Here is a 22321-nt window from a genome sequence, read left to right on the forward strand (position 1 = left end):
ACGGAACCCGAATGGCAGAAACCGCCAAGGAAATCATCCAGGTCAACCTGGAAGACGAGATGCGCAAGAGCTACCTCGATTACGCCATGAGCGTGATCGTGGGCCGCGCGCTCCCGGATGCGCGCGACGGCCTCAAGCCGGTGCATCGCCGCGTGCTGTTCGCGATGAACGAGTTGAACGCGCACAGCAACAAGCCCTACTTCAAGTCGGCGCGTATCGTCGGTGACGTCATCGGTAAGTACCACCCGCATGGCGATCAGTCGGTGTACGACACGCTGGTGCGTCTGGCACAGCCGTTCTCGCTGCGTTACATGCTGGTCGATGGCCAGGGTAACTTCGGCTCGATCGATGGCGACTCCGCCGCGGCGATGCGATACACCGAAGCGCGCATGTCGCGCCTCGCGCATGAGCTGATGGCAGACATCGACAAGGAAACCGTCGATTTCCAGCCCAACTACGACGAAAAGGAACTGGAGCCGACGGTCATGCCGACCCGGTTCCCGAACCTGCTGGTCAACGGTTCGGCCGGTATCGCGGTGGGCATGGCCACCAACATCCCGCCGCACAACCTGAGCGAGTCGATCAACGCCTGCATTGCGCTGATCGACAACCCGGAGATCGACGTCGACGGCCTGATGGAGTACATCCCGGGCCCCGATTTCCCGACCGCCGGCATCATCAACGGCACCGCCGGCATCGTCGCCGGCTACCGCACCGGCCGTGGCCGCGTGCGCATCCGTGCCCGTGCCGATATCGAAGTGGCCGAAAACGGCCGCGAATCGATCATCGTCACTGAAATTCCTTACCAGGTGAACAAGGCGCGTCTGATCGAAAAGATCGCCGAACTGGTCAAGGAAAAGAAGATCGAAGGCATCAGCGAGCTGCGCGATGAGTCCGACAAGGACGGCATGCGCATCTACATTGAGATCAAGCGCGGTGAATCTGCCGAGGTTGTGCTGAACAACCTGTACCAGCAGACGCAGATGGAATCGGTGTTCGGCATCAACATGGTGGCGCTGGTCGACGGCCGCCCGCAGTTGATGAACCTCAAGCAGATGCTCGAGGCCTTCGTCCGCCACCGTCGCGAAGTGGTCACCCGCCGCACCGTGTTCGAGCTGCGCAAGGCGCGTGCCCGTGCCCACGTGCTGGAAGGCCTGACCGTGGCGCTGGCCAACATCGACGAGATGATCGAACTGATCAAGACCTCGCCGAACCCCAACGAAGCGCGCGAACGCATGCTCGCCCGCCTGTGGGAGCCGGGTCTGGTCGGTTCGATGCTGGGCGCCGCCGGTGCCGAAGCCTCGCGTCCGGACGACCTGCCCAAGGGCGTGGGCCTGATCGAGGGCGGCTACCAGCTGACCGAGATCCAGGCCACGCAGATCCTGGAAATGCGCCTGCACCGCCTGACCGGGCTGGAGCAGGACCGCCTGACCGACGAGTACAAGCAGCTGCTGGAAGTGATCGCCGGGCTGATCCACATCTTGGAAGATCCCGACCGCCTGCGCCAGGTCATCCGCGAGGAACTGGTCAACGTCATGGCCGAGTTCGGCGATGAGCGTCGCACCGAGATCCGCCACAGCGAAGAAGACCTGGACATCCTCGACCTGATCGCGCCGGAAGACGTGGTGGTCACCGTGTCGCACGCCGGTTACGTGAAGCGCCAGCCGGTAAGCGTGTACCGCGCGCAGCGCCGTGGTGGGCGTGGCCGCAGTGCCGCGTCGACCAAGGAAGAGGATTTCATCGAACAGCTGTGGCTGGTCAACACGCACGACACGCTGCTGACCTTCACCAGTTCGGGCAAGGTGTTCTGGCTGCCGGTGTACCAGCTGCCCGAAGCCGGTTCCAACGCCCGTGGCCGTCCGATCATCAACTGGATCCCGCTGGAGCCGGGCGAGCGCGTGCAGGCCGTGCTGCCGGTGCGCGAATACGCCGATGGCCAGTTCGTGTTCTTCGCCACGAAGAACGGTACGGTCAAGAAGACCCCGCTGGGCGAATTCGCCTTCCGTCTGGCCCGCGGCAAGATCGCGATCAATCTGGACGAGGGCGATGCCCTGGTCGGCGTCGGCCTGACCGACGGCGAGCGTGACATCCTGCTGTTCGCCTCGAATGGCAAGACCGTGCGCTTCGGCGAGGACAAGGTCCGCTCGATGGGCCGTACCGCCACCGGCGTGCGCGGCATCAAGATGCCGGCCGGCGAGGAAGTGGTCAGCCTGATCGTGGCCGAGAGTGCCGGCGGCAGCGAGGACGAGAACGAGGACGACAACGGTGTCGACGAAATCGCAGCCAATGGCGATGCGGTGATCGACGGCGCCGACGACGCCAGCCTGCGTTACATCCTCACCGCCACCGAAAACGGCTACGGCAAGCGCACCCCGCTGCCGGACTACCCGCGCAAGGGGCGTGGCACACAGGGCGTGATCGGCATCCAGACCACCGAGCGCAACGGCAAGCTGGTCGCCGCAGTGCTGATGGGCTCGGATGACGAGGTCCTGCTGATCTCCGACGGCGGCACCCTGGTGCGTACCCGTGGCTCTGAAATCAGCCGCGTCGGCCGCAACACCCAGGGCGTCACCCTGATCCGCCTGTCCAAGGACGAGAAGCTGCAGGCGGTGGAGCGCATGGATGCCTCGATCGACGAGGACGAGGACGAGGTGGCTGCCGCCGCCCCGGCCGCGACCGACGGCGCCCCGGCTGCTGCCAGCAGCGAGGACGGCGCGCAGGAGTGATCCTGCCGCGATGAGAGATACCCGACGACGCCGGCCTTGTGCCGGCGTCGTTGTTTGCGGGATCTGGCCAAAACGCACTACGGGCGTTGCCGCCCGCAAAAAACGCATTCATTTCACAGGCAGGGGCGGATAACGGTGGGTGAACCAGCGGACGATGCCGTCCGCGGTGAAATCCCCCGTCCAACCGACCTGATGGTCGTGCCCTGGAGCCAGAAATGCCTGCCGCCCCCACCGCTGTTCCGCCTGATGGCCAGACCCTCCCGCCGCGTCGTCGGCACCCGGTGGCCACCGTTCTCGCCCTGTTGCTGATCCTGCTCGGCGCAGTCATCGGCGGCCTGGGCGTCTGGCTGCTCACGCTGGGCGGTTCCTGGTACTACGCCATCGCCGGCATCGCCATGCTGGTCAGCGGCGTGCTGCTGTGGGGCAACCGCCGCAGCGCCGCGCTGCTGTTCGCCCTCATCTTCGTCGGCACCCTGCTGTGGACGTGGTGGGAATCGGGCAGCACCTACTGGCGCTGGGTGCCACGGCTGGGCCTGGTGACCGCACTGGCGATCGTGATGGCCCTGCTGGCGCCGACCCTGCAGCGGCCTTTCCCGCGTCGCACATCGCGTGGTGTTGCGGCGGTCTTGATGCTGGTTTTCGTGGCGGCCTTCGCGCTGGCCTTCGTGCCGCATGGCGAAGTGCGTGGCGACCAGCCGTTCCCGGACGCGGCGGCCTCGACCGGCATCGATCCCACCGAGGACGCCACGGGCCTGCAGCCCTCTGACCGGCCGGCCGACGGTGACTGGGCCGCGTGGGGCCGCAACAACGCCGCGACGCGGTTCTCGCCGCTGCATCAGATCACCCCGGACAACGTGGCCACGCTGCAACCGGCCTGGCAGTTCCGCACTGGCGACCTGCCGGAAAACCGCTGGGGCGCGGAAACCACGCCGCTGAAGATCGGTAACCGCCTGTTCCTGTGCACCGCGCGCAATCAGCTGATCGCGCTCGACGCCAGCACCGGCAAGGAGATCTGGCGCTTCAACCCGAAGGTAAAAGACGCGTCGATTCCCTATACCGCAGCGTGCCGCGGCGTGTCCTACTACGAGCAGCCCAGTGGCGCCGCCGTGGTCGATGCCGCACTGGCAGACGCGGCCGCCGATCTGGCACTGCCGGCGCCGCCGCCGACCCCGGGCGCGGCCAGTTTGCCCGGCAACCGCCCGGCCTGCACCGCGCGCATCATCGAAGGCACCCTGGACGGCCGCATCATCGCAGTGGACGCGGACAGCGGAAAGCCGTGCGCCAACTTCGGCAACAATGGCCAGGTCGACATCACCCTGGGCATGGGCAAGACGCCGCTTGGTTACGTCTCCATCACCTCTCCGCCGGCCATCGTGCGCGGCGTCATCGTCACCGGCCACCAGGTGCTGGACGGCCAGCGCCGCGATGCACCCTCGGGTGTCATCCAGGCCTACGACGCGGTGACCGGCAAGCTGCGCTGGGCATGGGACATGGACCAGCCGGAACTGACCGGCCTGCCGGCGCAGGGCAAGGAGTACACGCGCGGTACGCCGAACATGTGGACCACCGCCACCGGCGACGAGAAACTGGGCCTGGTCTACCTGCCGATGGGCAATTCCGCAGGCGATTACTGGAGCGGTTCACGCACTGAAAACCAGAACAAGTACGCGACCTCGCTGGTGGCCATCGACGTGACCACCGGCAAGCCGGCGTGGCATTTCCAGGCCGTGCGCAAGGATGTCTGGGACTACGACATGGGCTCGCAGGCGAGCCTGATCGACTACCCGACCGCGCAGGGCAAAGTGCCGGCGATCCTGCTGCCGACCAAGCAGGGCGACATGTATATCCTCGACCGCCGCACCGGCCAGCTGCTGACCCCGGCCGAAGAGCGCAAGGTCCCCGGTGGTGGTGCGGAGCCGGAGCAACGCTCGCCCACCCAGCTGTTCTCGCTGTATCACACGCTGCGCCGCGAGCACGATCTGACCGAGCAGGACATGTGGGGCATCACCCCGATTGATCAGCTGGTGTGCCGCATCCAGTTCCGCAAGGCGCACTACGAAGGCTTCTACACGCCGCCGAGTGCAGATCATCATTCGATTGAATACCCCGGCTACAATGGCGGTTCGGACTGGGGCAGCGTGGCCATCGATACGCGTCGCGGCGTGATCGTGGCCAACTACAACGATATGCCCAACTACAACCGGCTGGTGCCGCGCGCGGAAGCCGACCGCAAGGGCTGGCGGCCGCGCGAGGAGATCACCCACGACAAGGGCGGTGCCGAGGGTGCAGGTGACCCGCAGGTCGGCACGCCATACGCCATCGACGTCAATGCTGGCTGGCGCCTGCCGTTCACCGGCCTGCTGTGCAAGCAGCCGCCTTACGGTGGCATCCGCGCGGTCGATCTGCGCACCGGCAAGCTTCTGTGGGACCGTCCGTTCGGCAGTGCACGTGGCAATGGCCCGTTCGGCATCCGCTCCGGCCTGCCGATTGAGATTGGTACGCCCAACAACGGTGGCGCGGTGGTGACCGCCAGCGGACTGATCTTCATTGCCGCCGCCACCGATGACCTGCTGCGCGCGATCGACCTGAAGACCGGCAAGGAGCTGTGGCACGTCAAGCTGCCGGCCGGTGGCCAGGCCAACCCGATGGTGTACGAGCAGGACGGCCGCCAGTACGTGGTGATCGTCGCGGCCGGGCACCACTTCATGGAAACGCCGAAGGGCGATTACGTAATGGCGTACGCCTTGCCGAAGTGACGTGATGGGTGGGCGACACCCCAACGCCAACCTCGCGGGGCTGGCGTTGGGCTAGGATGGCCGCACGCCTCGTCTGCGAAGGAATCGCCATGTTCGTGCGCTGTCTTTCCGCCCGCCCCTTGCTGTGGGCGCTGTTGATGCTGCTGTGCATGAGCGCCGCGCACGCTGCATCGCCCGCACCTGGGGCACGGCGTGCCGCCGATGACTGGCTGGCTGCCTTCAATGCGGGCAGTCTTGAGAAACTGCAGGCGTTCGCCGAACGGTACGCCAAGAAGGACGGCAGCACCCCGCAGGATTACCTGGAGTTCCGCGAGTCCACCGGCCCACTGAAGCTGCTGGAGGTGCGTGAGAGCACGCCACTGCAGGCGAAGCTGCTGGTGCTGGCGCAGCAGAGCGAGCGTGCGATGCTGATGACCGCGGAGATGGACCCGGCCCATCCGGCACGACTGAAGCTGTTCCAGCTGGAAGGCACACCTACGCCGGAAAAGTACCAGCCTGCCCGTGTCGCCTTGCCGGTGTTGATGGCTGATGCCCGCGCAAAGCTGGACGCCTTGGCCGCTGAGGACGCGCTGTCGGGTAGCGTGCTGGTGGCGCAGAAAGGGCGCGTGCTGCTGGACTGGCACGCAGGCCTGGCCGACCGCGGCACGAACAAGGCGGTCGATGCACAGACGCAGTTCCGCCTGGCCTCGTCCAACAAGATGTTCACCTCGGTGGCCATTCTGCAGATGGTGCAGGCCGGTAAAGTCAGCCTGGACGATTTGATCGGCAGGCACCTGCCGGCCTATCCGAACAAGGCCGTCGCCGATACCGTGACCGTACGCCAGCTGCTGACCCACACCAGTGGCCTGGGTGATTTCTTCGGCGATGATTTCGACCAGTACTCGGCGTCGTTGAAGACGCTGGATGACTACGTGCAGCGCTTCGCCAAGGATGCGCCGCAGTTCACGCCCGGCAGCCAGGATGCCTACTCCAACTACGGTTTCATCGTGCTTGGCCGCATCATCGAGGCCGTTTCCGGGCAGTCGTACTACGACTACATGGACGCGCACATCCTGCGACCGGCAGGAATGATGGACACGGGCTTCGAGCCGGAAACGGTGGACGTTGCGCAGCGCGCTGTCGCCTACACCAGGAAGGACGGGAACTGGGTGCGCGAAACGAAGACACTGCCTTGGCGCGGCATGTCGGCCGGTGGTGGGTACAGCACCGCCGCAGACATGCTGAAGTTCTGCGAGGCGCTGCGCAGCGGCAAGCTGCTGTCGCCGGCGCTGCTGCAGCAGGCCACCACCGCGCAGAACCACAAGGGCTGGTACGGCTACGGCTTCGTCGTGCAGGGGCAGGGCAGCCAGCGCCAGTACGGGCACGAGGGTGGGGCGCCGGGGTCGAACAGCGCCATCGTGGTGTTGCCCGAGCAGGGCTACGTGGTCATCGGCCTGGCCAACGTTGATCCGGATGCGGTCGGCAATGTGGTCAATTACATCGCGCGGCTCTTGCCGCTGTAGCGCAGGCGCCGCGCCCGGCTGGAGGTAGAGTCGACCGTTGGTCGACTATCGCGTACAGCGCGGGGTTTCAGCGGGTCGCGAGGGACAGTCGATCAACGGTCGACTCTACCCCCGTCAGCGCGGCACCCGCACCATCTTTGTCATCAGGTGCTCGACTACGCCCTCCGGATCGGCCGTGCGGCCGACGTGCGTGCTCGACATCTGCACGATCGAGCTGCGCTTGGCCGTAAGGAAATGGAAGCGCGCACGCGCGGGCAGCTGTGCGATCGGGCCGGCGTTGGCGTCGCCGCGGCAGATCGCCACGATGGCATCCAGCCACGGCTGCAGCGCTTCCAGGTCAAGCGCCGGCGCGAACGCCCGCAGGCGCGCTGCATCGATCTCGATCGCGGCTTCCAGATGGCGCGCGCCGGGGCAGGAGACGATCACCCCGACGTTGATGAACTCTTCGCGTTCCACCCGCGGTACCACGCGGATGACCGCATAGTCATACGTGTGCAGCGTGGGCACGGACGGCCTCCTGCACGAACACCGCACGCACCTTCAGGCGGTGCTTGAGGTAGTTGATGTAGCCCTGGCGGTAGGCCTGCGGGCTGTCGAACGCCGGTTCGTCCACCAGCCAGCTGTCCGGCACCAGGCCAACGATGCGCTCGATTTCCGCATCGGGCAGGCGCGCGGCCAGCTCGGCATCCACCTCGGCAATGCGGCTGGCAAACGGCAGCAGCACGTGGTCGCGGATCAGCACGAAGGGCTTTTCGCAGGCGTCGCCGGCGTTGGCCCAGTCGTGATGGAAGTACATCGCCGCACCGTGGTCGATCAGGTACAGCTTGCGGTGCCAGACCATCAGGTTGGGGTTGCGCGTGGTGCGATCGACATTGCTGGTGAACGCATCGAACCAGACCAGGCGCGAGGCCAGGTCCGCGTCCACCGGCATTGCGGCCGGATCGTAGTTGATGGCGCCGGGCAGGTAGTCCAGGCCCAGGTTCAGGCCCTCGCTCGCACGGATCAGGTCCTGTATCTCCGGGTCAGGTTCGGTGCGGGCGAATTCGCTGTCCAGCTCCACGAACAGGATCTCCGGAATCGGCAGGCCGACCGAGCGGGCCATTTCGCCGGCGATCAGCTCGGCGATCAGTGCCTTCGGACCCTGGCCAGCGCCACGGAACTTGAGCACGGCCATGCCGTCGTCGTCGGTCTCGACCACGGCGGGCAGCGAGCCCCCTTCGCGGAGCGGGGTGATGTAGCGGAGTGCGTGTACGGTGCGCATGAACGAATTCTACTGCAGTCTTCACTTCACCCTGCTGCCTGCGGTGGCAGCATCCAGCCTCGGGGAGCATGAACCGGCCAGGATGGCCGTGGTGTACGAGAGCTGCCATCCTTCAAGCGTTTCCACGATGTACTTGCAGGCATTGGAGGTGCACCCATGAATGACGAATCCATTCCCCTGCTGCCGATCCTGGACGACGCCAAGGTCGAACAGATGATCGGCAAAGTGGTGCTGGTGGGTATTACCCGTTACGGCGGCGATGGCCAGATGCGCGACCAGCAGCAGTATTCGGGCACGGTGCTGCGCATCAGTGCCGAGGAAGGGGTGGTGTTGGCTGACGAGGCCGATGGCCATGAACGTTACCTGCCGCCGATGCTCGACCAGTACCGGCCAGCGGAACCGGGTGAGTACCGGCTGCGCTCGGGCGGCGAGATCGTGGTCGACCCCGATTACCTGACCACGTGGGACCTGCACGCGCAGCAGTGAATGCTGTCCTTCGTCCGCCGGGCATGGCCCGGCGCTACCGGAGGTTGCCGACGTCGATGGTAGCGCCGGGCCACGCCCGGCGAGCATTGCTTCCGGCCCATTCACTACCCACCCCGGGGTGCTAGATTCGGCCGATGCCCGCTGTCTGGCGGGTGCCCAATCACACCCCAGGGGATCAAGGATGCTCATTCATCGCACCTCTCTGGCGGCGGCCATTGCCGTTGCCACCGTCGGCCTGCTGGCCGCTGGCCCGGCGCTTGCCGACTACGCAAAGCCGCCGGAGCACCTGCTCAAGGTGCTGAAGGCACCGCCGCCGCCGGCACCGAACGTCGACCCGAGCGGGCAGCGCCTGCTGCTGACCACCGCGCAGACCTATCCGTCCATCGCCCGCGTGGCACAGCCGTACCTGAAGCTGGCCGGCGTGCGCCTGGAGCCGAAGAACCGCAGCCGCCACGACACCCCCGGTGGCTACGGCATTCCGGCCTGCGTGGCCGATTTCAGCGTGGTGGAAATCGCCAGCGGCAAGACCACCAAGGTCGATCTGCCGCAGGGCTGTGCCGGTGCGGCGCAGTGGTCGGCCGATGGCAGCCACTTCGCGTTCCAGAACGCGGTCGATACCAGCGTGCAGCTGTGGGTGGGTGATGCAGCCACCGGCCAGGTCAAGCAGGTGCCGGGCGTGCAGCTCAATCCGATCTTCGGCAGCACCGTGCAGTGGCTGGGTGGCAGCCAGAACCTGCTGGTGAAGCTGGTGCCGGCCAACCAGGGCGCAGCCCCGTCCGACGGCGGCGTGCCGACCGGCCCGGACGCGCAGGAATCGCTGGGCAGCAGCGGTGAAAGCAGCACCTACGAAGCCCGCGACACGCTGACCAGCGCGCATGACGAAAAGCTGTTCGCCTATTACGGCGCCTCGCAGCTGGCCGTGGTCGACACCACCAGCGGCAAGGTGCGCCCGGTCGGCAGCGCCGCCATCTTCAACGACGTCAGCGCCGCGCCCGATGGCGTGCACGTGCTGACCGAATCGATCAAGCCGCCGTTCTCGCACGCGGTGACCTACCAGCGCTTCGCCAACGACGTTGCGGTGCTGGACATCGCCAGCGGCAAGACCACCGCCATCGCCAGCCTGCCGCTGGCCGACCGCGTGCCGGTGCATGGCGTGCCGGAAGGTCCGCGTGGCTTCGACTGGCGCTCCACCGATCCGGCCACCCTGGTCTATGCCGAAGCGCTGGACAAGGGTGACTGGAAGGTGACCGTGCCGCACCGTGACCGCGTGCTGATGCTGAAGGCCCCGTTCAATGGCAAGCCGGTGGAAATCGCCCGCACCGCACAGCGTTTCGAAGGCCTGGCCTGGTCGGCGGATCCGGCCGTGTCCTTCATGTTCGAGAACGACGAGAACCGCCACTGGGTGCAGACCCGCATCGTCGATGTCGACCAGCCGAAGAAGGAAGGCCGCTTGCTGTGGGACATGTCCAGCGATGAGCTGTACGGAGACCCGGGCAACCTGGTGTTCAAGCGCCTGCCCAACGGCGCCGCGGTCGTGCGCCAGGAAGGTAATTTCGTGTTCCTGCGCGGGCAGGGCGCTTCGCCGCAGGGCGACCGTCCGTTCCTCGACCGCCTGGACCTGGGCTCGCTGAAGAGCGAGCGCCTGTTCCGCAGCGATGCCGATGCGTATGAGCAGTTCCTCGGTTTCAGCAGCACCCCGGGCCGTTACCTGACCTGGCACCAGTCGGTGATGGACGCGCCGAACGCGTTCGTGCGCCAGCAGGGTGAGGCGGTTGCCGCAGCGAAGGAGGGCGAGGCGCAGTTCGCGTCCACCGCCACCGCGCTGACCAGGCTGGTCGACCCGACCCCGGAAGTGCGCCAGATCAAGAAGCAGCTGGTGACCTACAAGCGCGCCGACGGCGTGGATCTGTCCTTCACCCTGTACACCCCGCCGGGCTACAAGGAAGGCCAGCGCGTGCCGGCGATCCTGTACGCGTACCCGGCCGACTTCGCCAACGCCGCCCAGGCCGGCCAGGTGTCCGGTTCGCAGCAGACCTTCACCCGCCTGCAGCCGTACCGCCTGATGCTGCTGGCCGGCTACGCGATCATCGACAACGCCTCGTTCCCGATCGTCGGCGACCCGAAGACTGCCTATGACACCTACCTGGAGCAGCTGGAAGCCGACGCCAAGGCGGCGGTGGACAAGGCCGTGGACATGGGCGTGGTCGACCGCAACCGCATCGGCGTCACCGGCCACAGCCATGGTGGTCTGATGACCGCGAACCTGATCGCCCACACCAACCTGTTCAAGGCCGGCGTGGCGACCAGCGGTTCGTACAACAAGACGTTCACCCCGTTCGGCTTCCAGAACGAGCGTCGCTCGGTGTGGCAGGCGCAGGACGTGTACCTGAAGGCCTCGCCGTTCTTCTACGCCGACAAGATCAAGCTGCCGCTGCTGCTGGTCCACGGCGAAGACGATGCCAACCCGGGCACCGAGCCGTTCCAGTCGCGCAAGCTGTACCAGGCCATCCGTGGCAATGGTGGCACCACCCGCCTGGTGATGCTGCCGAACGAACCGCACTGGTACACCGCGCTGGAATCGAACGAGCAGCTGGTGTCGGAGATGCTGAACTGGTTCGACACCTACGTGAAGAACGCGAAGTAACGTCGAGCCTGCTCGATTGCCAGCGTAGAGTCGAGCCATGCTCGACTCTACGCTGGCAATGCCATTGCGTTGCCGCAACGCTGCGGTACGCTGCAGCTCTGGTGTTGCCACGGATGCGCTCAATGAAAACCATCGTTCTTGCTGTGTTCCTGTCACTGGCCATCGCACCGGCCATCGCGTCGGCGCAGGATATGACCGGTCAACTGGCTGCGCTGGGCATCACCGCCGGCATGCCCTATGCCAAGGCCAAGCGTCTGCTTGATGCAGCGGGCTGGCATGCCACGCCGCTGGAATCAGGGCAGGCCCCGCTGCCGGACTTCCCCGAGATCGAATGCGGCCAGGGCCGCGATGCGGTCTGTTCGGCGGGCTTCCACAAGAACGATCGATCGGTGGCGATGATCATCGGCACCACGCAGGCGGGGCAGCCGTTCGTGCAGGGCACGTACTGACCGCGCACGGACGTCGCCATGAAAAACGCTGCACGTGGACGTACCGGATGGGGATGGCTGCTGGTCGGCCTGTTGTTCAGCGGCACCGCTGCGGTGGGCTGCACCGCACTGGGCCGGTTTGCGATCCCGCAGTTCGCTCAGCAGTTTGCCGAAGCGGGCCAACCGTTGCCCGCGATCACCCAGTTCTTCGCAGGCAGCTACGGACTGGCCTGGCTTGGCCCGTTGCTGGTGATCGCCGCCTGGCTGGCAGGGCGGGCGCGGCTGTCGGCGTTGGTCGGCAGCGTGACGCTGATGGTGGCTACCCCGCTGGCCATGTTTGCGGCCTACCTGCCGCTGTTCAAGCTGGGCACGTTGTACTGACCAGCGCGCGGTCCGGTGGCTGCGACCATGACCGGATACCGCCAACCATGACCTCCGGCCCGTCGCCGGGCGCTCGGGCGCGTACTACCCTCAGTGGTTCAAGGCGCGTGGGTGCCTCCTTCCACTGGAGTTGTCGATGTCCCGTTCGTTGCTGGTCGTCGTTTCCGCTGTCTTGACGCTGTCCCCGCTGCCGTTGCTGGCCGCCAGGGCACCCGCGCAGGACCTGGCCGCCGAGGTCAATCCTTTCATCGGCACCACCAACGCCGGCAACGTCTACCCGGGGCCGACGGTACCCTTCGGCATGGTGGCCTTCAGCCCGGAAATGACCGCACTGCCGGGCAAGCGCTTCCCGATTGCCGCGCCCGGTGGCTATGAGTGGCGCAGCAACGGCGTGCGCGGTTTCAGCCTGACCCATGTCAATGGCACCGGCTGCACCGGCGCCAGCGGCGATATTCCGTTGATGCCGGTAACCCTGCCGGTCGAGCTGTCGCCGTCGTCGGCCGATGCCGGCGTGCGCTATACCAGCCTGCTGGACCACGCGAAGGAAACCGCCAGCCCCGGCGCCTACACGCTCACCCTCGACAATGGCGTGGCCGTGAGCCTGGCAGCCACGGCGCGCACCGCGGTGGGCCAGTTCCAGTTCCCCGCCGACAAGCCGGCCAACCTGCTGTTCCGCACCTCCGACAGCGAAGTGGGCAGCGGCGATTCGACCATCATCATCGACCCGGCCACGCGCACCGTGCGCGGTTCGGTCACCAGTGGCAACTTCTGCGGCTACCTCGCCGAGGACCGCCGCGAGAGTTACTACACCCTGCATTTCGTCGCCGAGTTCGACCAGCCGTTCGAAGTGGGCGGCACCTGGCGCGATGACACCGTGCAGGGCGGCGCGCGCGAGGGCGGCGGTGGCACCACCTATGGCAGCAAGGGCCACCCGCCGGCAGGCAAGGGCGCGGGCGGTTGGATCAGTTTCGATGCCAAGCGCACGCCGCAGGTGACCGCGCGCATCGGCATTTCCTACGTCGATGAAGCCGGCGCGCGGGCCAACCTGCGCCGCGAGAGTCCGCAGGGTACGACCGTGGCGGCCACGCAGGCGGCCACCCGCGCGAAGTGGAACGAACTGCTGGGCCAGGTCAGCGTGAAGGGTGGCACGCCCGACGAGCGCACCGTGTTCTACACCGCGCTGTACCACGCCATGCTGGCGCCCAACCTGCACAGTGATGGCGATGGCCGTTACCGCGGCATGGACGGCAAGGTGCATGCGCTGGCCAAGCGGCAGCAGGCGCAGTACGCCAACTACTCGGGCTGGGATGTGTACCGCTCGCAGCTGCAGCTGCTGACCCTGCTGCAGCCGCAGGTGGGCTCGGACGTGGCGCAGTCGCTGCTCAACCAGGCCGACCAGAATGGCGGCGTCTGGGATCGCTGGACCCACATCACCGGCGCCACCGGCGTGATGAACGGCGATCCGTCGCCGCCGTCGGTGGCGGCCATCCATGCCTTCGGCGGCCGCGGCTTCGACCTGCAGCGCGCCTACGCCTCGCTGAAGAAGGCGGCCACGGTGCCCACCGCACGTGATCTGGACAAGCGTGGTTGCCCGGTGCTGTGCGTGGGCCAGCGCCCGGGCCTGGACCAGTGGATTGCCCTGAAATACATGCCGGAAGGCGCGCCGGGCTGGGGCAGTGCGGCCGACACACTGGAAATGGTCAGCGCCGATTTCGGCCTGTCCGAGCTGGCGCTTGCAGCCGGTGATGTGCAGGGTGCAAAGCAGTTCCGTGAGCGTTCCGGCTGGTGGCGCAATCTCTACAATCCCAAGGCCACCGCACCGCAGGGCTACATCCAGCCGCGCAATGCCGATGGCAGCTGGCCGGCGTTTGATCCGGCCGCCGACGATGGTTTCGTCGAAGGCAGTGGCGCGCAGTACCTGTGGATGGTGCCATTCGATCCGGCCGGTCTTTTCGAGGCACTCGGCGGCCGCGATGCCAGCATCGCGCGGCTCGATGCGTTCTTCCGCAAGCCCGACGGTGCGTGGGCAGTGACCAAGTCCGGTCCGCTGCACGCCGAACTGGACAATGAACCGTCCATTGCTGCGCCGTGGCTGTACAACTTCCTCGGCCAGCCATGGAAGACCCAGGAAACCGTGCGCCAGGCGATGCGGCAGATCTGGACCAATACGCCCGAGGGCATGCCCGGCAATGATGACCTCGGCCAGATGTCCTCGTGGTACGTGTGGTCGGCGCTGGGCCTGTACCCGGTGTACCCGGGCCGCGCGGACCTGGTGATCGGCAGCCCGCTGTTCACCGAAGCGGTGATCACCCGCCCGGGCGCGAAGATCGTGGTGCGTGCACGCGGCGCAGCGATGGATGCGCCGTACGTGCAGTCGCTGCAGGTGGATGGCAAGGCCAGCACTGCGAGCTGGCTGCCGGCCAGCTTCGTGCAGCGCGGCGGCACGCTGGACTTCGAGCTGGGCAGCACGAAGAACGAGCAGTGGGGCGCGCAGGACGTACCGCCCTCGCACGGCCCCCGGTAAATCCACCCCAGGCGTGGATGAAACATCGCACGGCCGGGCGCCACCCGGCCGTGCTAGCCTGACCGTGCAACAGACAAGCGGCAGGAGGTTCCCATGGAAATTCCACAGGACGTGTACGAGCACGTACTGGGCGTGGCGGTCGAAATGGCCAATGCCAGCACCCACGGCGATACCCGCAGCCAGTGGCGGCTGCACGACGAACTGCGGCAGTACTGCGACGCCATGGCGGTGGAAGGCCGCGACCATCCCTTCCTCTGGGAAACCCTGGGTGACTTCACCAGCGACAGCGGCGTGGCCATCGGCTACTACGAGCGCGCGCTGACCCAGGCGCGCCAGCTGGGCGTGATCGAAGGCGAAGCGTCGATCTGCCTGGAGCTGGCACGGCGCCACATCGACCAGGGTGAAAAAGAGCGCGGTTACGAGTTTGCGCTGCTCGCCGACGAAGCCGCGCGGCAGACCGACGACCTCGATCTGCGCCGCGAAATCAGTCAATTCCTACTGGAAAACACATGAGTCCTCGCATGATTCTGATCCGCAGCTGCATCGCAGCCTTCGCCGCTCTTTGTGCACTGCACGCGCATGCGCAGACGGGCGCCGTTGCGATCAACCCGTTGCTGACCAAGCCTGCCTCGGCAGTCACGCCTGAAGAAGTGACTGGCATGCAGCAACGGCTTGCGGACTGGCCGGAGCTCAGCCGCTATCGCGAGGCGAACGCGCGCTTGCCAGCGAAACAGACAGGTGTTTCCCGGATCGTGTTCTATGGCGATTCGATCACTCAGAACTGGGGCGAAAAAGACCCCAGTACGTTCTTCCCAGGCAAGGGATACATCAACCGCGGTATTGGCGGGCAGACGTCGCCGCAACTGCTGCTGCGGTTCAGCCAGGATGTCATTGCCCTCAAGCCGGAGGTCGTGGTGATTCTGGCAGGGACCAATGACCTGGCGGGCAATACCGGGCTGGCCACCCAGTCCATGATTGAAGACAACGTGCATGCGATGGTGGACCTGGCCCGGGCGCACGGCATTGGCGTGGTCCTTGCCTCGGTGCTGCCCGTGAGTGATTACCCTTGGCTGCCCGGGACATCACCCGCACCCAAGGTGCGTTCATTGAACGCTGCGCTTGAGCGGTACGCTGCCGCGAAGGGAGTCGTGTATCTGGATTACTACAGCGCGCTGACCAATACAGCAGGCGGAATTGACCGGTCGTTGGCCTTTGACGGCGTCCATCCCACCGCGGCGGGGTACGCAGTGATGGCGCCGCTGGCCGAAGCGGCCATTGCACGCGCGCTGGAGGCGCTCCCGGCGTCGCGCCGCTGAGCGCTTATCAGGCTCTGATCGAGAGTGCATGATGGCCGCTGTCTCCGACAACGTGCTCGAGGCCGTGGCGCGCGCCGTGTTCAAGCGCACCCCGGTGCTGGTCACCGAACTCTATTCAAGCGCTGGCGAGCAGCCGCGCCGCTACGATTCTGCCGAGGCCCTGTGCGAACACGGCAGGGCATTGCAGTGGGTCTCAGGCGGCATGTTGCTGATCGGCGTGCAGTACGCGGACATGGGCGGCGCCGTACGCGTGCGCCCGTTTGACAGCGGGCGCGGTGACTCCGCGCGGGTCATGGTGTCCGGCTGGGGGCTGATCTCGATCCTGCTGCCGATGGCCATCGATGTGAACGTCAGCGCGAAAGTGCAGGCCCTGACCGAGCGCGCCGCACTGGCCCGCGAGCGCGGCGCGCTGGACGTTCCGCCGGTGTGCGACTGGAACTGGAAAGCGGTGGAGTCGCACAAGCGTCGCTTGCAGGATGTACTCCGGAAAGCCCTGTAAGGCGCCCGCTCAGTCGTCGTCGCGCTTCAGCGCCGTATCCGCCGCCAGCAGCGCCTGCGCGGCCGCACTCAGTGGCGGCGAGGGCGGCGTATCGCAGCCAATGGCCGCCATCATCCGTTCCATGCCGACGAACCTGCGCGCGCGGCGGTCGTAGATGCCGGTTACCAGCAGCGCGCGGGTGGCAACTTTCTGCTCCCGCCCGACCAGCACGCGCTGCTCCATGATGATGCGCGTACCGACCCAGCCGGCCAGCCGCGTTTCCAGCGTGAACTGCTGGAAGGGCTTGAGTTCGCGCCGGAACTGGATGGTGCCCGCACCAACGATGGGTGCCCACTTCTCACGCAGCGCCACCTTGCCCAGGCCCATGCGCAGGATCAGGTCCAGCCGGCCCAGGTCGAAGATGTTCCAGTAGCGGCCGTTGGTCATGTGCAGGTTGCTGTCCAGGTCGTTGGGCAGCACCCGGAACGGCAGCCGCGAGACCCCGAACGGGGCCTCCAGCTTGGGCCGGAACAGGCTGCACAGCAGCAGGTGGAGCAGGCGGAACCAGAGATTCATGACTATGACGACTGTTATAGGACGGGCGATACGCTAATCTATGACGACTGTCCTAGCAAGGTGAGCGGCATGAGCCCGCGAGCGTCCGATGCCCCCCAGCGCGTGATCGATGCGGCCGCCCAGATGCTGGCGCGGGTCGGGCTCAATGCCACTAGCATCCGTGAGGTGACCAAGCTGGCCGAGGCGCCGCTGGGCTCGACCTACCACCATTTCCCGGGCGGCAAGCAGGAGCTGCTGGCCCGCGCCACGCAGATGGCAGGCGACAAGGTGGAAGCGCTGCTGGTGGAGCTGCTGCGTGGCGGTGCCGTGCCGGGCCTGCAGCAGTTCCTGGCGATGTGGCGCGAGCGCCTGCTGCGCACGCAGTTCCGCGCCGGCTGCCCGGTGCTGGCCGCGGCGGTGGAAGAACCGGTCGAAGCGGTCGCGAGCCAGCCACGCGCGGCAGCGGCCGAAGTGTTCGCGCGCTGGCAGGGACATCTGGCCCAGGCCTTCGTGGCCGACGGCCATGCGCCGGAGCAGGCGGCCGCGCTGGCCAGCCTGGTCATCGCCAGCGTGGAAGGTGCGGTGGCCATGAGCCGCGCGCTGCAGGACATCGCCCCGTTCGACCAGGTGGCCGCCCAGCTGCTGAAGGCAGCCGCGCCGCCCACACGCTAGAATCGACCCGAACGCACCCACGCGTGCCCGGCGAGGATGTCCGCATGCTGCACTCCCTGTGGTCCGGCCCAGCGCCGGCATGAAGCAGACCAAGCGCTTCAACCGCACGCCGTTGAAGCTGCCGATGACACGCAGCAGTGAAGTCGCCCGCGCGCGTCGGCAGCTGCAGTACCACGGGTGGCCGCGCCTGCAGATGGCGCTGATCGTGTTGCTGACCGGCGGCGCCGGTTTCCTCGCCTCGCACGCGCTGCGCCTGGCCGGCCTGGACAGCATGCTGCTGCGTTATCCGCTGGCGATGCTGCTGGCCTATGCCGTGTTCCTGCTGCTGATGTGGCTCTGGATCCGCTGGAGCTGGGGTGCGGTGGCTGACGGTGCTGCCGAGGTCGCCGGCAATGGCGGCGGCGGTGGCGGCTCCCCACGCGCGGGCCCTTTGTGGGGCGGCAGCGGCGGCCACTCCGGTGGTGGCGGTGCTTCGGCGTCGTGGGCTGAAGCCTCGACCTCATCCATCACCGACACCGATGGTGCGTCCCTGTTGGAGGTTGCAGACGGGGAGGCCGGATTGCCACTGCTGGCCGTGCTCTGTCTTCTCGCGCTGGTGGCCACTGTGCTGCTGGCCAGCGTCTGGGTGGTGTGGTCGGCACCGGTGCTGATGGCTGAGCTGCTGGTGGACGCCGCCATTGTCGGTGGCCTGTACTGGCGCATGCAGGGCATGGGCGCGCAGGGGTGGTGGCGGTTGTGCCTGTCGCACACGTTCTGGCCACTGCTGGGCCTGGTGGTGTTCTTCGCCGTGCTGGGCTGGAGTGCACAGCAGCTGACGCCGGAGGCGGTCAGCCTGATGCAGGTGGTGCAGGCGCTGTAGCGTTGCTGCGCGTGCCCGCAGGGGCGCGGTCCTTCTTCAACACAGGGTGCTCCAGCACCGGGTGGGTGGTCATGACCAGGTACGTTGCATGGAAGCGCATATGGGCCATCGCCGCTGTGGTCTCGGCAGTAGCGTTGCTGTGCCTGGCCTGCACGCTGAAACCCTGGCAAAGCGCGTCCCTCGGGCCGCCGACGGTGAACCTTGGCACCGCGCAGATGCAGGCGGAGATCATGGCGCTTGCGATCAGGAACCCCATCCTGCCACCGCCACCCCGGTCGTTGCCGGTGCCCATGGCGATGGGGGGCCGTGGGACTGCAAGGGCAGACCGCTGGCGCCCCGAGGTGCAACCGCGGTTGTCCGATCCTGTGCCTGCCGCAACCATCGTGATCGACCACACACTGCCGTACTGCCTGCCGGAAGGTCATGCCCGGTTCTGCCAGGACGACGATGACCTGGTGGACTGGGTGGAGGAGCGCCCGATGTACCTGCTGCGCCGGCAGCTGCAGGCACAGCTGCCGCTGGCCAACCGGCGCAGCAGGCGGGTAACGGATGCAGCGCTGGAGGGCGCTGCGCATCTGGGTTTCGTGCAGTTGCGTACGATCCAGAAACAGGGTTGCCAGCGGTCCGCAACGGAAGAGAGCCTTGAAGAAAGCGTGATCCTCCTGCTGTCGACGCCGGTGTTCAGTGCGGACAACCAATGGGCCATGATCGCCGTGGCCGCTGACTACTGTTCAAGCATCGGGGGCCAGCGTTCCCGTATGCTGTTCCACAGGGAAGAGGGGCAGTGGGTGCTTGAAAGGCCCGAACTGGCCCTATCGGGAATCCGTCGAGGGCGGGCGTTGTGGCCCGGCCGGGAATGAGTCAATCGCCAAGGAGAGGCACATGCAATCTGCTGCACGCAGTAACAGGATGTGGTGTTGGATGATGGGCGCGATGTTCGCGCTGTTGATGCCCTTCACCGTGATGGGCCAGGCCGCGCCTCCTGCGGCGCAACCGACCGTCGATACCGCCATCGCTGCCGAAGAGGTGAAGTGCCCCGCCTGCACCTACGAACGCATCGGCCGAAAGGTCGATATCGGTCTGGTTGCCTTGATGGCCGCGCTGATCATCGGCGTGCTGTTCGCCGTCTCCCGCGAGTGGGGAACGCCCTCGCAGCGCTGGACCTGCCGCAGCACGGCCCTGTTCCTGGCGGCGATGGGCTTGGTGTTCGTGTGGCGCGCCGGCAGCGTGCTTTACCTGGGCTACAGCCCGTGGCAGGAGGTGCCGTCGCTGGTCATCGCAGGGTGGGTCGATGGCCTTCTGACCACCTCGCCGCGCTGGCTGATGGCCCTGCTGCTGATGGCGGCGGCCCCGCTCATCTGGAGGCGCAGCGAGCAGCTGCCACGCTGGCGCATCGCCTGAGGCAGCGCCGGGCAATGTCCGGCGTTTCCACGCTGGCGCTCAATCAAAGCGCCAGCGCAGCCCTGCATACACGCCGCGGCCTTCGCCCGGCGTCGAGCGCGCGACATCCTTGCCCGCGTCGTTGTAGCCCGGGGTGACCGTGGCCGCGTAGTGGCGGTCGCCGATGTTGCGCATTTCCGCCCAAGCCTGCCAGCGGCCACCCGGCGCGTCGTAGCCGATGCGGCTGCCGAAGATCACGTGGCTGTCGGCCCAATAACTGTTGGCGTAGTCCACCGCGATGCGCGAGGCGTATTCGGTGTTCAGTGCGGCGTACAGGCCGGAGGCATGGTCGAAGCGCAGTTCGGCCTGGTAGCTGTGCTGCGGCAGGCCGGGCAGGCGGTTGCTGCCGAAGCGTGCGTCGTGGCGGTAGCGGAAGTCGCTGAAGGTGTAGGCCTGGCGCACCGACAGGCGGCCCGGCACACCCTGCCACAGCGTGCTGTCCAGCCCGGCCTCGATGCCGCGGTGCACGGTGGGGCTCGCGTTGTTCTCTGCAACGAACAGGTTCGGCACCGGCTGCAGCTCGACGCTCAGCAGTTCGTGGTTCACGTGCGCGTAGTAGCCGGTCAGTTCCCAGCGGCCCAGCGCGGCTTCGCCACGCGCGCCCAGCTCCAGCGCGGTGGCGGTCTGGCTCTGCATCGGCACCGGCGTGCGCTGGCGGCCGGTCGACGGACCGTTGCCGGCGCCGAAGAACTGGTTCGAACCCCAGATCATCGACCACGGGTGCGGCGCTTCCACCGAGCGGCTGAGGTTGCCGAACCACTGCGTCTGCGCACTGTGCTGCCAGGTGAAGCCCAGGCGCGGCGCGTAATCCCAGTCGTGGTCACGCAGGCGGCCGCCGCTGGTGGGCCAGGTCACCTGCACATCGCTGCGGGTGTTGATCAGCGCCAGACCGGTCTGCACGCGCAGGCGATCATTCACGGCCAGATTGTTGCCGACGTGCAGCGTGCTCTGGGTGCCGAGATGGCGGAAATCACGCGTGTGCGTGCCGGCCGCATAGCCGTTGCTGGCAAAGCGCAGCGACTCGCGCACGTTGGCATCCAGGTCGTGGGTCACGCGCAGGCCGACGGTGGTTTCGCTGTCCAGGCCGAACAGCGGATGACGGCGACGGTAGTCCAGCGTGGCGTTGAGGTCGGCGTAGTCCAGCTGCTGGCGGTAGAGGCTCTCGCCCAGGTCCATCGGGTACTTGTGGTAGACCAGCCCGGCCTGCAGCGAGGAATCTTCGTCGATCTGCAGCGTGGTCATGTTGCCGATCCAGGTGCTGCCCGGCTGCGGACGGCGCGCGTCGATGGCGAGGTTGGCCGGGTTGGCCGCGCGCGGGTCGTTGCGGATCTGGTCGCGGGTCAGGCGCCCGGGCGTTTCGTGATTGGTCTCGCGGTAACGCACGAAGAAGCGGGTCTGCAGGTCCGGGCTGATCTGCCAGCCGATGTTGGCCACCGCGCCTTTGCCGTCGCCGCGCGCGTGGCGCTGGTAGCCGTCGAACTCGCTGTCGGTGTAGGCCAGGAAGTAATCGACATCGCCACTGACACCGCCCCAGCTGATTCCGCGCTTCTGGTAGCCGCGGCTGCCGGCCTCGTAGTGCAGCTGCACGCCGGCCGAGTCTCGGCCGCTGCGGCTGACATAGTCGATGGCGCCGCCCAGCGCCAACGCGCCGCGCTCGAAACCATTGGCGCCGCGCAGCACTTCCACCCGCGACAGCCACAGCGGTTCCAGCAGTTCGTAGGGCGTGCCGCCCGGGCCGGTCAGCGGCAGGCCGTCGATCGATACCGCGATGCCGGAGGCATGTGCGCCCGGGCCACGGTTGATGCCGGAGCCGCGGACGGACACCTTGGTGCCTTCGTTGCCCGGCGACTGTGCGCTGATGCCCGGCTGGTAGGCCAGCACATCGGCAGTGCTGGCCAGGCGGCTGTCCGCCTTGGCCACGTCGATCACGTTGCTGGCGCCCGGCACGCGCTTCAGCGCCTCGCGCGCCTGCGCGCTGGCATCGGCGGCAGTGACCTGCACGGCATCGAGGGTGGTGGCCTGTGGGGCGGCTTGGGCGGTGGTGGCGAGGCCGAGGGACACGGCCAGGAACAGCAGGGACGGGGTGGGGCGGTAGGACGGAAGCGACATGCGGACAGGATGTAAACCACGAGAGTGGCGCGAAAGTTAACAGGTCGCGGGCGGTACGTCACCCCTGCAAGCAAAGCCGAGCATGGGCTCGGCTTTACTTGGATTGCCGGGTAGCGCCGGGCTATGCCCGGCGGCACAGAGATCCCTGGTGGTGCCGGCCGCTGGCCGGCAACGAGCGGATCCC

19 protein-coding genes are annotated in these 22321 nt (G+C 67.0%); 15 read left to right on the top strand and 4 right to left on the bottom strand.

Features of this window, described 5'->3' with window-relative positions; all coding sequences use genetic code 11:
• The first annotated feature begins 11 nt into the window (after positions 1-11).
• The 3 genes from gyrA (at position 12) to DCO49_RS06410 (ending at position 6984) form a co-directional block, all read left to right on the top strand.
• On the top strand, positions 12-2726 hold the full coding sequence (gene gyrA / locus DCO49_RS06400) for a DNA gyrase subunit A (protein ID WP_116863300.1): 2715 nt from the start codon (positions 12-14) through the stop codon (positions 2724-2726).
• A 215-nt stretch (positions 2727-2941) separates the two neighbouring features.
• Positions 2942-5482 carry a membrane-bound PQQ-dependent dehydrogenase, glucose/quinate/shikimate family gene (locus tag DCO49_RS06405; RefSeq protein WP_116863301.1) on the top strand — a complete coding sequence of 847 codons (2541 nt, stop codon included), beginning with the start codon at positions 2942-2944 and terminating at the stop codon, positions 5480-5482.
• 89 nt (positions 5483-5571) lie between these two features.
• Entirely contained in the window at positions 5572-6984 is a 1413-nt protein-coding gene (locus DCO49_RS06410; RefSeq protein WP_116863302.1) for a serine hydrolase domain-containing protein, read from the top strand.
• Positions 6985-7098: 114 nt separating this feature from the next.
• On the opposite strand, the gene DCO49_RS06415 is transcribed toward DCO49_RS06410, so the two are convergent.
• The gene (locus tag DCO49_RS06415; protein WP_116863303.1) at positions 7099-7491 is read right to left on the bottom strand and encodes a DUF3037 domain-containing protein; all 393 of its coding nucleotides are present in this window, start codon (positions 7489-7491) and stop codon (positions 7099-7101) included.
• Positions 7469-8245: a HipA family kinase gene (locus DCO49_RS06420; protein WP_108769241.1), complete on the bottom strand. Its 777-nt coding sequence runs from the start codon at positions 8243-8245 to the stop codon at positions 7469-7471. Before DCO49_RS06420 ends, DCO49_RS06415 begins: the two co-directional genes overlap by 23 nt.
• Positions 8246-8401: 156 nt before the next feature.
• Here DCO49_RS06420 and DCO49_RS06425 point away from each other — a divergent pair, with 156 nt between their 5' ends.
• From DCO49_RS06425 to DCO49_RS06460, 8 genes are all read left to right on the top strand, one after another.
• The gene (locus DCO49_RS06425) at positions 8402-8731 is read left to right on the top strand and encodes a hypothetical protein (RefSeq protein WP_116863304.1); all 330 of its coding nucleotides are present in this window, start codon (positions 8402-8404) and stop codon (positions 8729-8731) included.
• Between the two features lie 181 nt (positions 8732-8912).
• Positions 8913-11375: a prolyl oligopeptidase family serine peptidase gene (locus tag DCO49_RS06430; RefSeq protein ID WP_116863305.1), complete on the top strand. Its 2463-nt coding sequence runs from the start codon at positions 8913-8915 to the stop codon at positions 11373-11375.
• A gap of 122 nt (positions 11376-11497) precedes the next feature.
• The gene (locus tag DCO49_RS06435; RefSeq protein ID WP_116863306.1) at positions 11498-11824 is read left to right on the top strand and encodes a hypothetical protein; all 327 of its coding nucleotides are present in this window, start codon (positions 11498-11500) and stop codon (positions 11822-11824) included.
• Positions 11825-11842: 18 nt separating this feature from the next.
• Positions 11843-12184, top strand: a complete 342-nt coding sequence (locus DCO49_RS06440) for a hypothetical protein (protein ID WP_116863307.1) — start codon at positions 11843-11845, stop codon at positions 12182-12184.
• Positions 12185-12320: 136 nt separating this feature from the next.
• Complete coding sequence (locus tag DCO49_RS06445) at positions 12321-14708, top strand: GH92 family glycosyl hydrolase (protein ID WP_116863308.1); 2388 nt, start codon at positions 12321-12323, stop codon at positions 14706-14708.
• A gap of 93 nt (positions 14709-14801) precedes the next feature.
• Positions 14802-15221, top strand: a complete 420-nt coding sequence (locus DCO49_RS06450; protein WP_116863309.1) for a hypothetical protein — start codon at positions 14802-14804, stop codon at positions 15219-15221.
• Positions 15222-15229: 8 nt separating this feature from the next.
• The gene (locus tag DCO49_RS06455) at positions 15230-16024 is read left to right on the top strand and encodes an SGNH/GDSL hydrolase family protein (protein ID WP_116863310.1); all 795 of its coding nucleotides are present in this window, start codon (positions 15230-15232) and stop codon (positions 16022-16024) included.
• Positions 16025-16055: 31 nt separating this feature from the next.
• Positions 16056-16523 carry a hypothetical protein gene (locus DCO49_RS06460; RefSeq protein ID WP_133249397.1) on the top strand — a complete coding sequence of 156 codons (468 nt, stop codon included), beginning with the start codon at positions 16056-16058 and terminating at the stop codon, positions 16521-16523.
• Between the two features lie 9 nt (positions 16524-16532).
• Here DCO49_RS06460 and DCO49_RS06465 read toward each other — a convergent pair whose 3' ends face one another.
• On the bottom strand, positions 16533-17078 hold the full coding sequence (locus DCO49_RS06465; protein WP_116863312.1) for a thioesterase family protein: 546 nt from the start codon (positions 17076-17078) through the stop codon (positions 16533-16535).
• A gap of 69 nt (positions 17079-17147) precedes the next feature.
• Here DCO49_RS06465 and DCO49_RS06470 point away from each other — a divergent pair, with 69 nt between their 5' ends.
• From DCO49_RS06470 to DCO49_RS06485, 4 genes are all read left to right on the top strand, one after another.
• A complete protein-coding gene (locus DCO49_RS06470) occupies positions 17148-17729 on the top strand; it encodes a TetR/AcrR family transcriptional regulator (RefSeq protein WP_116863313.1) in 582 nt (193 codons plus the stop codon).
• Positions 17730-17808: 79 nt separating this feature from the next.
• Positions 17809-18588 (top strand): hypothetical protein, encoded by a 780-nt coding sequence (locus tag DCO49_RS06475; RefSeq protein ID WP_116863314.1) that lies wholly within the window; start codon positions 17809-17811, stop codon positions 18586-18588.
• Positions 18589-18659: 71 nt separating this feature from the next.
• Entirely contained in the window at positions 18660-19448 is a 789-nt protein-coding gene (locus DCO49_RS06480) for a hypothetical protein (protein WP_133249398.1), read from the top strand.
• A gap of 61 nt (positions 19449-19509) precedes the next feature.
• On the top strand, positions 19510-19989 hold the full coding sequence (locus tag DCO49_RS06485; protein WP_243402678.1) for a hypothetical protein: 480 nt from the start codon (positions 19510-19512) through the stop codon (positions 19987-19989).
• Between the two features lie 39 nt (positions 19990-20028).
• Here the strand turns inward: DCO49_RS06485 and DCO49_RS06490 are convergent, their stop codons facing one another.
• A complete protein-coding gene (locus tag DCO49_RS06490; protein WP_116863317.1) occupies positions 20029-22137 on the bottom strand; it encodes a TonB-dependent receptor in 2109 nt (702 codons plus the stop codon).
• Positions 22138-22321 lie beyond the last annotated feature (184 nt).

Origin of the sequence: Stenotrophomonas sp. SPM (assembly GCF_003105135.1) — a bacterium.
Classification (GTDB): Bacteria; Pseudomonadota; Gammaproteobacteria; order Xanthomonadales; family Xanthomonadaceae; genus Stenotrophomonas.